Source organism: Helicobacter sp. MIT 21-1697 (assembly GCF_026241255.1).
GTDB lineage: Bacteria > Campylobacterota > Campylobacteria > Campylobacterales > Helicobacteraceae > Helicobacter_C.
Genome location: NZ_JAPHNC010000001.1, coordinates 17,629 through 29,387, shown reverse-complemented (window position 1 = coordinate 29,387; position 11,759 = coordinate 17,629). Strand labels below are relative to the sequence as shown.

Here is an 11,759-nt window from a genome sequence, read left to right as displayed (position 1 = left end):
ATAAAATGGCAGATTCTAAAAAACAAAAAACCATCTCACAAACCAATGTTGAAAATAAAAAAAACGAAGCGATACAAGAAGAAGACTTTGAGGGTATGCTTGAGCGCGCTAAAGAGGTGCTAGGCAAACTCAATGCCCAAGAAATTACCCTTAAGGAATCTCTCGCCCTTTATGAGCAAGGAATGCAAAGTCTTAAAAATGCCCAAGAAATTTTAGAGCAAGCTAAATTACAATATCAAGAGCTTAAAGACTAGATTCTATGGAGCTTGTCGCTTATCTCACCCAACCAAATAGTGTTGCTGTATTTTTATTATTAATTGCACGATTTGGCGGAGTATTTGCGTTTTTTCCATTTTTTGACAATCAACTTATCAATATTCATATTCGCGCAGCAATGGTGTTTTTTATGAGTGTGGCATTTTTTCCTCTCGCTAGCTACACATTGCCCGATATGAGTATGGTAGAGTTTATGATTGCTGCACTTTTTGAAATTATGTTAGGATTTATTGCTTCTGTTTGTTTGCAAATCGTCTTTGCAATGCTTAGTTTTGGCGGTGAAATTATTAGTTTCACAATGGGATTCACTATGGCAAGTGCGTATGACCCTGTGAGTGGAGCGCAAAAACCTATTATAGCGCAGCTTATTGCTCTTATAGGTTTGCTTGTTGCCTTAAGCCTTGATTTTCATCATACTATTTTTCTTATTATTTCCCATAGTATTGAGGCTACCCCATTAGGTAGCTTTGTGTTTGAACCAAAAAGTGCAGCTTATTTTGTCAAAGCCTTTAGCAATATCTTTGCTGTGGGCTTTTCTATGGCATTTCCTATTCTTGCAATTATCCTGCTTTCTGATGTTATTTTTGGTATGATTATGAAAACTCACCCACAATTCAATCTCCTTGCCATAGGTTTTCCTGTAAAAATTGCCATTGCCTTTGTTGTGCTTGTGCTCACAATTTCTACGATTATGTATGCTTTCAAAAATGAACTTAAAAATGCTTTTTTTGCAGTGGGGAAACTTTTTTTAGGGCAGTAGGATTAAAATCCAACACACGCCCTTGTCATTTTTTCATAACCTTGCAGAGCCTTTTGCACAAAGTGTTCGTTACGACTTACAAGGAGGGTTTCAAAATTATTTTCAAACGCATTTTTACTCCAATTTGCTGAACCAAGTATCAGTATCCTCTTGTCTATAATCGCCATTTTTTGGTGCATAATGCCATAATAGCGCTTATTTTTAGCGCGCATACCACTTAAAAGACATACTGAAATATTATTATATTTAGCAAGATAGCCAATGACTGAAGTATCATTTTTTACATTACTCTCCTTATCAAAAATAATAGAAATCTGAACACCTCTTTTGGCACTATCTCGCAGGATTTTAGCAATGTCATTGTTTGTAAAACTATAAATGCTAATTTTAATTTCGCTTTGAGCATTTTTAAGTGCAGATTTAAGCGTATTAATAGCTTGTTCTTGCTCATAAGGGAGGATATAAAGCATATCATCAGAGGAATGCAATGAAGTACCCCATAAAATGGTGTGCAATATCCCCACAATCAAACAGATTCTATATATTTTTGTCATTTTTTCTTGCATTTTATTCCTTTTGTAGCGTGGATTTAGATATAATTTTAAATTACTATCACAAAAAATGCAATAAAAGTGGGAGTTCATATGAAATTTTTACTAATCAACACGAATCAAATTGTTCAGAAACTTGTAGAAATTACAGCTAAGAAGGCTGGGGCAAACCTTACAAGTATTAGAGAATCTAATGAAATGGGTGATTTAGAACAATATGACTATGTGATTATTGATGATGATTGCCTTTCACTTGATGCAAAAACCTATCTCAATGCCCTCAAACCCAAGCGAAAATGTCTTATCTACAATAAGCAAGGTAAGCGTATTGCAGGGTTTGATGATTATGTGCAAAAACCATTTTTACCAACGAGCATTTTAGATATTTTTACAGCGCAGCTTGGACACGAAGAAACACAAAAAGACGTGGAATCAGAATCTGATAAGATATCTATTATAGAAGATATAGGCGATGAGAGTGCAAATTTAAGCCTTGATAATCTTGATGAGGGCTTAAGCGAAATAGATTCTCTCCTTGAAGATAGCGCACTTGATGAGCATACATCATCAGAAGATACAACACCTGAGGCTAATACCGAATCTCATCAAGAAGAACAAGCCCCAAATGAGGAAAACGCACAAAGTGTAGAAGAAGAAATTACACAAGAAGAAGGGGTTGAAAATACGAGCGAAGAAGTCTCACTTGAAGATGTTAAAGATACAAATGCAGAACAAGAGGCAAGTTTAGAAGAGCCAGAGCCTAATGACGCCACTTTGGAGGAAGATTCTGTCCTTGAGAATGATTTAGATGTTGAGCTTGATTTAAGCAATATTGACAAAATTGGAGATGCAGAACAAGCACAAGAGGGCACAGATGAAGCCCAGCAGCTAGATGATATACCCGCAGAGGAAAAGCTAGAGCAAGATGAGGTTTTAACAGATACTCCAACTCAAGCAGATATTGCAGAGAATACTGAATCCGAAAACGACATAGAGAAAGCAGTAGATGAGGCAGATGATGATATAACACAAGAGCTAAATGAAGCGCAAGATTTAGAGGATTTGGGGGATTCAAATACGAAAGAGCACGCCCAAGATGCTGCACAAGAAAGTGCAACATCGGATTTATTAGAAGAATTAGAAGCCACAGGAACAGAAAATATAACCGATGATACCACGCAAGATTTGCCCGAAAATATTGCAAATGAGGAAGATATAGATGAAGAATCTTCCGAAGATTTACTTGAACAAACACAAGAAAACGAAGACGATATTGCACCCCCAACCGAAGAACTAGCGCTTGAAGAAGATTCCCTACAAGCAGATGAAGCAGAAATGACGGAGGAATTAGATTTACAAGATGCCCTTGCAGACACAGATTCCATATCTGACCAAGAGAATGAGACAAAACAAGAGAATGCAGATACATTAGAAAATGATTTGCTTGATGATGTAGAGAGTATTGCACTTTTAGATGAGGATACACCCAAGGAAAATACAAATGAAAGCACAGACATTGAGTTGGAAGATACATTAGGTGAAAGCGAACAGATAGATAAAGAATCTGTGCTTGATGAAGAGCAAGTAGGCGAAGTATCTCAAGCCCTTAGCGCACTTGAAAGCAATGAGACACAAGAAGATTTTGCCTCACTCAAAGAGCCTGATGTGGCACACGCTTTAGGCGAAGAACTTGAAGGTATTGAGGAAGAGCAAAGCCAAGATACCCAAACACAAGGAGAGGAATCTCAAGATTCACAGCACCAATCTCAAGAAATTGTGAAAAATATAATAGCAAACTCTGTGCAAAGTAGCATTTCTAGTTTAAGTTCTAACAATCTTAAATCAATGCTTGATGGGCTTGAAGTAACAATTAATATTAGCTTTAAAGACAAAAGCAAATGAGCCAAGATTGCACAGCACAAAAGGGGGCAGTGCTTATCATCTCTGGACCAAGTGGCTGTGGCAAAAGCACATTAACAAAATCTCTTATAGAATCTATGCCCAATGTGTATTTTTCTATTTCAACAACTACGCGCCCTATGCGCGAAGGCGAGATTGACGGCGTGCATTATCATTTTGTGAGCAAGGAACATTTTTTACAAGATATTCATAATAATGTCTTTTTAGAATGGGCAGAGGTGCATACAAATTTTTATGGCACTTCACTCAAACCCGTTCAACAAGCACTTGAAGAAGACAAAATTGTGCTTTTTGATGTTGATGTGCAAGGACATCATAGTATTAAGGAATATTTTGGGGATTTTGCCAAGTCTGTATTTATTACAACAAAAAACAAAGATATTCTCCGAGAGCGACTGATTGCGCGTCAAACAGATGATTTTCAAACTATTGAATTTCGTCTTATCCAAGCCCATAATGAAATGCAGCATATCCATAATTTTGACTATCTTATCATTAATGATGATATTACTACCGCTAAAGAAGCTATGATTGCCATTGCGCGTTCGCTCAAATACCAACAGATTGAGCGTTTGAGTAAGATTATCCAAAAATGGTAAGATTACGCGATAAGTTTAAGATTTCAAGGCGAGTTTTGGTATAATACCCTAATTTTATCAAAGGAGATTCTATGACACCACCTAATTTATGGCAGTTATTGATTATTTTGCTCATTGTTGTGCTCCTTTTTGGTGCAAAAAAAATTCCAGAGCTTGCAAAAGGAATAGGAAGTGGTATTAAAAACTTCAAAAAGGCTGTCAAAGAAGATGAGGAAGATGGTCAAAATGAAGAAAATACAAAATCTCAAATCAAACAAAGTGAATCTAAAAATGAGAATGTATCAAAAACTCCCGCAGATTCTCACAAACAAGACGCTTGATGCACCACCATATCAAAGCCCTTCTCCAAAGTGCATTGCATATTGAAAACACAATTGATATTGTGCTTGAGAAACCAAAAAACAAAGACTTAGGGCATTTTGCTACGCCCCTTGCCTTTAATCTTGCCAAGATTCAAAAAACTAATCCTAAACTTATCGCAGAAGAGATTGCCAACACGCTTGCAAACCATACAGAGTTTGAAAAAGTGCAAGCCCTCAATGGTTTTGTGAATCTCACACTCTCTACAACTTTTCTTCAACATATCGCGCAAAAGCAAATGCAGCATTTTATGTCCTTTGAAGCAGATTCTATAAGTTCTAACACACTACAAGACACACACCATATTCACACACCAAAAGAGCGTATTTTGCTTGAATTTGTCAGTGCTAATCCCACAGGACCACTTCACATTGGACACGCAAGAGGTGCTGTATATGGTGATGCACTTGCTCGTATAGGACGCTTTTTGGGCTATGAAATATGCACAGAATATTATATAAACGATGCGGGAGCACAAATTGATATGCTTGGGCTATCCATTTTTCTTGCAGGAAAAGAACATATCCTTAAGACTCAAGTAGAATATCCACAGAGTTACTATAAAGGCGAATATATTATTGATTTGGCAAAGCAATGTGCGCAACACTTTGGCGAAGATGTTTTTAAAAGTGAAGATTCTATATCCTCTCTTGCAGAATTTGGCAAGAATATGATACTTCAAGAGATTAAAGAGAATCTTGCTCAAGTTGGGATTAGCTTTGATTGCTTTGTGAGTGAAAAATCCCTTTATGACAGGTGGCAAGATACACTTAATACTTTAAAATCTCATCAAGGCATTTATACCAAAGAGGGCAAAATATGGATTGCTTCCTCACAAATCAATGATGAAAAAGACCGCGTTATTGTGCGTGAGAATGGTGAGCCAACCTATCTTGCCGGAGATATTATCTATCATCAGGATAAATTTCATCGTCCTTTTGAGCATTATATCAATATTTGGGGAGCTGACCATCACGGCTATATTGCGCGCGTAAAGGCAGCTATTCATTTTTTAGGCTATGATGAGAACAAACTTGAAGTGTTACTCTCTCAAATGGTAAGCCTCCTTAAAGGTGGGCAACCTTATAAAATGAGCAAACGCGCGGGAAATTTTATCCTAATGAAAGATGTAGTAGAAGATATTGGTTCTGATGCATTGCGTTTTATCTTCCTCTCTAAAAAACCTGATACGCACCTTGAATTTGATGTTGATGATCTCAAAAAAGAAGATGCGAGCAATCCGATTTATTATATCAATTATGCTAATGCGAGAATCTACACGCTTTTTGACAAATCAGGAATAAGTATGCACGATATTGCACATACTTTCACTCAACTCAATATAAATGAACAAGCAAAAGCACTTTTGTTTGAAGCCCTCTGCCTCAAACAAGTTATAGAATCAAGCTTTCGCGATAGGGAGATTCAAAAAATATGCGAATATCTTAAAAGTCTCTGCGCTTCATTCCATAGCTTTTATAACGCGCATAAAATCTTGCAAAGTCCAAATGAAAAAAGCCTCCTTTATGTGCTTATGATTGTGAGCCAAAGCATCACACTTGGGCTTTCTTTACTTGGCATTTGTGCAAAAACTAAAATGTAATATGTCCTCAAAAACACAAATATTCGCCGCACTCAAAGATGCTTTTCCTCATACGATTCCCATTATGCTTGGTTATATTTTTATGGGTGCAGTATTTGGAATCTTATTGCAAAAAACAGGCTATGGTGCGATATGGGCAGCTATAATGGCAGTAGCGATTTATGGAGGCACAACACAATTTATTGCTGTTGGGCTCATAGCAAGTGGAGCTGGATTGTGGGAAAGCTTTGTGCTTGTTTCTATGATTAATGCGCGGCAGATTTTTTACTCCATAAGTATGCTAGAAAGATTTAAGCATATGGGCAAAAAACGTTATTATATGATTTACTCTCTCACTGATGAAACACTTGCACTTCTTAATCTTAAATCCCCTAAAGTAGGAGTGGATAAAGAATGGTTTGATTTTTTTATTGCTGCTTTCAATCAAAGCTATTGGATTATAGGCTGCACTCTTGGTGCTTTACTTGGCGAGCATCTTCACTTTAACCATCAAGGACTTGATTTTGTGATGAGTGCTATTTTTGTTGTAATTTTTATTGAGCAATGGCACAATAAAACTATGCGAACCCCCGCACTCATTGGCATAGCTATAAGTCTTATATGTCTCTATATCTTTGGAGCACAGCAGTTTTTGATTCCTGCTCTTGTGGGGATTTGTATTATATTAAGCCTATGGAAAAAGCCTTATGTCGCCTGAAATATACCACTCAATTGCTCTTATTGCGCTCATCGCACTCAATACTCTCTTAAGTCGCTTCTTGCCTTTTATAATATTTGCTAGATCCACACCTGCATTTATTGTCTCTTTGGGTAAAGTGCTACCAAGCGCAATTATTGCAATGCTCATTATATATTGTCTTAAAGATACAAATTTGGCACATTCACCTTATGGCTTAAATGAGATGGTTTCGGTATTAGTAGTAAGCATAATACATATTTGCTTTAAGATTCCTATCTTAAGCATTGTATGTGGAACTATCACTTATATGGCATTGATACAAAGTGCAATTTTAGATTTCTTGCCTTAGAATCAAAAATCTAAGGCAAAAGCTTAAAAATTATGCAAAAGCACCCTTAAGCGTTTCTACCCATTTTTGGATTCTCTGGTTTGTTTTATCTTCTTGATTAACTTCATCAATGACTAAACCTACAAACTTTCCATTCACAACTGCCAAACTCTCATCAAAAGTATAACCATCGGTATCTGTTTGTCCAATGATTTTTCCTTGTTTTGATACTTTTTCATAAATATGCGCAATACCATTGCAAAAAGTTTCACTATAAATTTCTTGATCTCCAAGCCCTAAAAGAGCAATATTTTTCCCTGCAAAAACACTCTCATCAATACCAGAGAGAAAACTATCCCAATCATCTTGCAAATCGCCAGAACCATAAGTGGGTGTAGCAAAGATAAGATTCTCAAATGCGTTTAAATCATCTGCTTTGCTTGAGGCAACATCAAATATTTGACAATCACCTAATTTATCGGCAACGCTTTGAGCAATTTCTTGCGTAGTGCCGCCATCACTTCCATAAAATAAACCAATTTTTTTCATAGTAACTCCTTAGTATATAAAAATGCTTTTTATTCTACACCATAAAAGATAATACAAAATAAAATATATATAAAATAATAATGATTTTTATTTTGTATTAAGTATTATATTTTTACAATTAAATATTTTTTATAGGGTTAAAGAATAATGAAAATAGATGCTACATTTATAAAAATATGCTTATTATGCTCTCCTTACATACTCTTTAGCGATGGGAATGAATATTCAGATAAAACTATAAAAAATGTCAAACTCCCCGCTTCACTTGCAATTGCTCCAGATAAAACAAAAACCTATCAAAGTGATAAAACATTATCGCAATCATTTTTATTATCTAATCCAAGTGGCAATGGCGATATTACCTCAATTCTTAGAATCCTACCCAATGTGCAATTTGATAACGCACAGCTACGAAGCACTACTCTGGGTGAGATAGACCCTGCAAATATTAGCATTAGCGGCGGACTTTTTTTATCAAAACAACTTTATACTTGATGGATTCTCAATGAATAATGATTGAGACCCAGCTGGTTCTCAAGGGAGCAATCCTGTTGCTACCACCGCTTTACTCGGCGGAATCAAGGCTTCATATACTTTATGGAATCTCGGTGCACATTCCCCAAGCTGAAAAAGACTTGCTTAAAATACAGACACAATCTCGCCTTGATAATGCTGCTCAATAAAATCCTTTACCCTTTGACTTTGCAAAGCCTTTTTAAGCTTTTGGAGATTCTCATCATTCACTCTTGCGCTTTGCACAACCAAGATATTGGCATAAGGCGATTGTGAGCCCTCCAAAAAAAGTGCGTCAGAGCTTTTTAATCCTGCTTGAAGTGCGTAATTACCATTAATCACTGCGCCATTAACACTATTGAGTGTGCGTGGCAAAAGCGCTGCTTCAACAGGCTTAATTTTGATATGCTTTGGATTCTCAATAATATCAAGCTCCGTGGCATTAAGATTACTTGAATCTGCAAGCTTTATTACACCCCTAGAATCCAACAAAAGAAGTGCTCTCCCGCCATTGCTTGGATCATTAGGAATGGCAATAGTCGCACCTTGAGGAATAGAATCCACATCTTTAAATTTATGTGAATAAAACCCAAGTGGCTCAATATGAATGCTTGCGATAGGTTCTAAATCTAGCCCCTTATCTTTTTTAAGCGCATCAAGAAAAGGTTTATGTTGATGAAAGTTCGCATCAAGCGAGCCATCATTTAAACTTATATTGGGTGTTACATAATCTGTAAATTGCACGATTTGCAAATCAATGCCCTCTTTTTCTAAATCAGGTTTAATAAATTCCAGAATCTCCGCGTGAGGCACAGGAGTTGCACCCACTTTAAGCACTATCTTTTCTGCCTTATTCGCAGATTGTTTATTATCATTGCAACCAAAAAATGCTAATCCTATGAAAATAAAAGTCAATAATTTTTTCATTTGTTCTCCTTAAATAAAATGAATTTACCTTGCATTATACAAGAACTTTACCTCATTATTCCTTACTTGCAGGGATTATCTCGCCCTTATATTTTGAGAGGATAAACTCACGAGTTTCCTTACTCAAAAGCACTTCTTTAAGTGCCAAAATACGCTCATCATTCTGATTATCCTCACGCGCTACAAGCACATTTACATATGCACTCTTGTCATTTTCGTGAAAAAGCGATTGAGTGATACTCATCTGTGCTTGCAGGGCATAATTTGCATTAATCACCGCACCATCAACACTATCAAGCACCATAGGCAAAGAAGCTGCTTCCATAGGCTTGAATACGAGATGTTTTGGATTCTCAATAATATCAAGCTCCGTAGCATTAAGATTACCTGCATCTGCAAGCTTTATAAGTCCATTATCGTGGAGCAAAATAAAGGCTCGTGCCATATTAGAAGCATCACCCGGAATAGCAATAGTTGCGCCTTGTGAGATAGAATCTACATCTTTAAATTTATGTGAATAAAACCCAAGCGGCACAACATATATAGGCGCGATTGCTACAAGATGATACCCTTTTTGAACATTGGTATTCTCCATAAAAGGCTTATGCTGATACATATTAGCATCACTACTTCCTTCAGCTAACGACACATTAGGCACAACATAGTCTGTAAAATGCTGAATAAGCATTTGCACGCCTTTTGCCTCAAGTTGCGGCTTAACATATTCTAAAATCTCCGCAGCAGGCACAGGAGTTGCACCCACTTTAAGTATTTTAACACTTTGCCCACTCTCTGCTTCCTTGTTTGTTTGCTCTTTTTGCTCATTGGAACAAGCTACAAAGCTTATTGCTAAAGCCACAATCAAAACTAAATTTCTCATAAAATCTCCTTTGGATTAATTATTTAGCGATGCTGACGCAAATGTTTCATCAACAAATCACCACTTGATTGAATACATTGCACAATCACAATCGTGCATATTACCGCATATGCCAATATATCAGGCTTAAACGATTGAAAACCTATGCGATAAGCCAAATCTCCCAAACCACCAGCACCTACAACTCCAGCCATAGCAGAAAAGCCAACCAAGCTCACTGCAGTAATGGTAATGGCATTAGCAAGTGATGGCAAACTCTCACCAATCATCATTAAAATAATGCGCATTTTACTTGCACCCATACTCATAGTAGCTTCTATAAGTCCCTTATCAACCTCATCAAATGCTCCCTCAAAAAGTCGTGCGATAAAAGGGGTAGCAGCAATGACAAGTGGGATAATTGCAGCCGTGCTCCCAATGCTTGTGCCAATTAAGTATTTTGAAAGAGGTAAAAGCAAAATAATAAGCACGATAAAAGGAAATGAGCGCGTAACATTGACAATTGCTCCTAAGATTCTATAAACTAAAGGGTTTGTCAATATGCCAGAGGGCTTAATCACGCTTAATAATACACCCAAAGGCAATCCAAAAATCACAGCAAAAAAACAAGAGAAAACAACCATATACAGCGTTTCACAACAAGATTTTACCAAAGTAAAAATGATAGGATTCTCAAAAGTAGAGCGCAAGAACATAAGCCAATGTTTCTCACAAAAATCTAAAAACTCCAACATAATAACCTCTTCACACTGCTTGAGATTCTATATGTTGAGACACAAGACTCAAATCCTCAATGCTCACACCTTGCTTTTTAAGCCACGCAAGTGCTTTATCTCTTTTATCATCTATTGCTACAAATTTTAATACCAAATGCCCTACCTCTCCTGTGGCAAGTTCATCAATATTACCGCTTAATATATTTATATCAATATCAAATTCTCGTATCATTTGGCTAACAAGCGGTAAGTGCGCATAAGGACCTGTAAATACAACTTTATATACATTATGCACATCTTTTAAGTGCGCAATAATATGCCCCTCATCTTGAGGCAAAAACGAAATAAGTTCGCGCGTAATAGGGTGCTTAGGCGCAGCAAAAACTTCATCAACACTGCCCCTTTCTACAATAGCCCCATCACTTACAACACACATTTTATTGCAAATCTCACGCACAACCTCAATTTGATGTGTAATCAACACCACACTTAATCCCAAAGTTTTTTGAATATCGCGCAAGAGCGCAAGAATCGATTTTGTCGTTTTGGTATCAAGAGCCGAAGTTGCTTCATCACATAAAAGCACCTTTGGGTGATTAGCTAATGCTCTTGCTATTGCCACCCTCTGCTTCTGCCCACCGCTAAGCTGACTTGGATAAAAGTTTGCTCTATCGCTTAAGCCCACAAGCTCCAAAAGTTCATCAACACGAGGTTTTATAGCTTTTTTATCCCATTTGGCAATTTGCAATGCAAAAGCCACATTGTCAAATACATTTTTTGCGCTCAAAAGATTAAAATGCTGAAAAATCATACCAATTTTTTGTCTTTGCATTTGCAATTCTTTTTGCTTTAAACCAAGCATATCCACACCATCAATAAAAAGTGTGCCACTTGTAGGCTCTTCAAGACGATTGATAATGCGTATAAGTGTGCTTTTACCCGCACCTGAATAGCCAATAATCCCCATAATATCGCCTTTGTCAATGTTTAAATCAATATTTTTAAGAGCGACAAATCCATTTGGGTAGGTTTTATTAATGTGACTTAGCTTTATCACGCCGCTCCTTTATATTTAACATTTTTTGAAAGTTGCGCATT

General features: G+C 36.7%; 15 protein-coding genes. 9 read left to right on the top strand and 6 right to left on the bottom strand.

The genetic code is table 11. From position 1 onward, the window contains the following. The first annotated feature begins 5 nt into the window (after window positions 1–5). Both xseB and fliR read left to right on the top strand, forming a co-directional pair. Window positions 6–254, top strand: coding sequence for an exodeoxyribonuclease VII small subunit (xseB, locus tag OQH61_RS00185; RefSeq protein WP_266025208.1), 249 nt, complete (start codon window positions 6–8; stop codon window positions 252–254). A 5-nt stretch (window positions 255–259) separates the two neighbouring features. Continuing rightward, window positions 260–1,036: a flagellar biosynthetic protein FliR gene (gene fliR / locus OQH61_RS00180; protein ID WP_266025207.1), complete on the top strand. Its 777-nt coding sequence runs from the start codon at window positions 260–262 to the stop codon at window positions 1,034–1,036. A gap of 2 nt (window positions 1,037–1,038) precedes the next feature. Here the strand turns inward: fliR and OQH61_RS00175 are convergent, their stop codons facing one another. Beyond that, entirely contained in the window at window positions 1,039–1,602 is a 564-nt protein-coding gene (locus tag OQH61_RS00175; RefSeq protein ID WP_266025206.1) for a phospholipase D-like domain-containing protein, read from the bottom strand. Window positions 1,603–1,680: 78 nt separating this feature from the next. Between OQH61_RS00175 and OQH61_RS00170 the strand changes: the two genes are divergently transcribed. The 6 genes from OQH61_RS00170 (at window position 1,681) to OQH61_RS00145 (ending at window position 7,097) form a co-directional block, all read left to right on the top strand. Further along, entirely contained in the window at window positions 1,681–3,489 is a 1,809-nt protein-coding gene (locus OQH61_RS00170; RefSeq protein WP_266025205.1) for a hypothetical protein, read from the top strand. Next, complete coding sequence (gene gmk, locus OQH61_RS00165; RefSeq protein ID WP_266025204.1) at window positions 3,486–4,106, top strand: guanylate kinase; 621 nt, start codon at window positions 3,486–3,488, stop codon at window positions 4,104–4,106. The genes OQH61_RS00170 and gmk overlap by 4 nt, the downstream gene beginning before the upstream one ends. Before the next feature lie 71 nt (window positions 4,107–4,177). Next, window positions 4,178–4,426: a twin-arginine translocase TatA/TatE family subunit gene (locus OQH61_RS00160; RefSeq protein WP_266025203.1), complete on the top strand. Its 249-nt coding sequence runs from the start codon at window positions 4,178–4,180 to the stop codon at window positions 4,424–4,426. Continuing rightward, a complete protein-coding gene (gene argS / locus OQH61_RS00155) occupies window positions 4,426–6,069 on the top strand; it encodes an arginine--tRNA ligase (protein WP_266025202.1) in 1,644 nt (547 codons plus the stop codon). The genes OQH61_RS00160 and argS overlap by 1 nt, the downstream gene beginning before the upstream one ends. Window position 6,070: 1 nt before the next feature. Next, window positions 6,071–6,766, top strand: coding sequence for an AzlC family ABC transporter permease (locus OQH61_RS00150; RefSeq protein ID WP_266025201.1), 696 nt, complete (start codon window positions 6,071–6,073; stop codon window positions 6,764–6,766). Beyond that, the gene (locus tag OQH61_RS00145) at window positions 6,756–7,097 is read left to right on the top strand and encodes a branched-chain amino acid transporter permease (protein ID WP_266025200.1); all 342 of its coding nucleotides are present in this window, start codon (window positions 6,756–6,758) and stop codon (window positions 7,095–7,097) included. The genes OQH61_RS00150 and OQH61_RS00145 overlap by 11 nt, the downstream gene beginning before the upstream one ends. Before the next feature lie 30 nt (window positions 7,098–7,127). On the opposite strand, the gene OQH61_RS00140 is transcribed toward OQH61_RS00145, so the two are convergent. Further along, entirely contained in the window at window positions 7,128–7,625 is a 498-nt protein-coding gene (locus OQH61_RS00140) for a flavodoxin (RefSeq protein WP_266025199.1), read from the bottom strand. 147 nt (window positions 7,626–7,772) lie between these two features. Here OQH61_RS00140 and OQH61_RS00135 point away from each other — a divergent pair, with 147 nt between their 5' ends. Then, window positions 7,773–8,120, top strand: a complete 348-nt coding sequence (locus OQH61_RS00135; protein WP_266025198.1) for a hypothetical protein — start codon at window positions 7,773–7,775, stop codon at window positions 8,118–8,120. A gap of 144 nt (window positions 8,121–8,264) precedes the next feature. Here the strand turns inward: OQH61_RS00135 and OQH61_RS00130 are convergent, their stop codons facing one another. Genes OQH61_RS00130 through OQH61_RS00115 form a run of 4 tightly spaced genes read right to left on the bottom strand, consistent with a single transcriptional unit; the run spans window position 8,265 to window position 11,718 of the window. Then, complete coding sequence (locus OQH61_RS00130; protein ID WP_266025197.1) at window positions 8,265–9,065, bottom strand: MetQ/NlpA family ABC transporter substrate-binding protein; 801 nt, start codon at window positions 9,063–9,065, stop codon at window positions 8,265–8,267. A 55-nt stretch (window positions 9,066–9,120) separates the two neighbouring features. After that, window positions 9,121–9,945, bottom strand: a complete 825-nt coding sequence (locus tag OQH61_RS00125; protein WP_266025196.1) for a MetQ/NlpA family ABC transporter substrate-binding protein — start codon at window positions 9,943–9,945, stop codon at window positions 9,121–9,123. Window positions 9,946–9,968: 23 nt separating this feature from the next. Next, entirely contained in the window at window positions 9,969–10,640 is a 672-nt protein-coding gene (locus OQH61_RS00120) for a methionine ABC transporter permease (protein ID WP_266025535.1), read from the bottom strand. A 49-nt stretch (window positions 10,641–10,689) separates the two neighbouring features. Beyond that, on the bottom strand, window positions 10,690–11,718 hold the full coding sequence (locus OQH61_RS00115; RefSeq protein WP_266025195.1) for a methionine ABC transporter ATP-binding protein: 1,029 nt from the start codon (window positions 11,716–11,718) through the stop codon (window positions 10,690–10,692). Window positions 11,719–11,759 lie beyond the last annotated feature (41 nt).

Coding starts and splice junctions, on each gene's coding strand:
- xseB (WP_266025208.1), top strand. CDS start 6: ATGGCAGATTCTAAAAAACAAAAAACCATCTCACAAACCAATGTTGAA.
- fliR (WP_266025207.1), top strand. CDS start 260: ATGGAGCTTGTCGCTTATCTCACCCAACCAAATAGTGTTGCTGTATTT.
- OQH61_RS00175 (WP_266025206.1), bottom strand. CDS start 1,602: ATGCAAGAAAAAATGACAAAAATATATAGAATCTGTTTGATTGTGGGG.
- OQH61_RS00170 (WP_266025205.1), top strand. CDS start 1,681: ATGAAATTTTTACTAATCAACACGAATCAAATTGTTCAGAAACTTGTA.
- gmk (WP_266025204.1), top strand. CDS start 3,486: ATGAGCCAAGATTGCACAGCACAAAAGGGGGCAGTGCTTATCATCTCT.
- OQH61_RS00160 (WP_266025203.1), top strand. CDS start 4,178: ATGACACCACCTAATTTATGGCAGTTATTGATTATTTTGCTCATTGTT.
- argS (WP_266025202.1), top strand. CDS start 4,426: ATGCACCACCATATCAAAGCCCTTCTCCAAAGTGCATTGCATATTGAA.
- OQH61_RS00150 (WP_266025201.1), top strand. CDS start 6,071: ATGTCCTCAAAAACACAAATATTCGCCGCACTCAAAGATGCTTTTCCT.
- OQH61_RS00145 (WP_266025200.1), top strand. CDS start 6,756: ATGTCGCCTGAAATATACCACTCAATTGCTCTTATTGCGCTCATCGCA.
- OQH61_RS00140 (WP_266025199.1), bottom strand. CDS start 7,625: ATGAAAAAAATTGGTTTATTTTATGGAAGTGATGGCGGCACTACGCAA.
- OQH61_RS00135 (WP_266025198.1), top strand. CDS start 7,773: ATGAAAATAGATGCTACATTTATAAAAATATGCTTATTATGCTCTCCT.
- OQH61_RS00130 (WP_266025197.1), bottom strand. CDS start 9,065: ATGAAAAAATTATTGACTTTTATTTTCATAGGATTAGCATTTTTTGGT.
- OQH61_RS00125 (WP_266025196.1), bottom strand. CDS start 9,945: ATGAGAAATTTAGTTTTGATTGTGGCTTTAGCAATAAGCTTTGTAGCT.
- OQH61_RS00120 (WP_266025535.1), bottom strand. CDS start 10,640: ATGTTCTTGCGCTCTACTTTTGAGAATCCTATCATTTTTACTTTGGTA.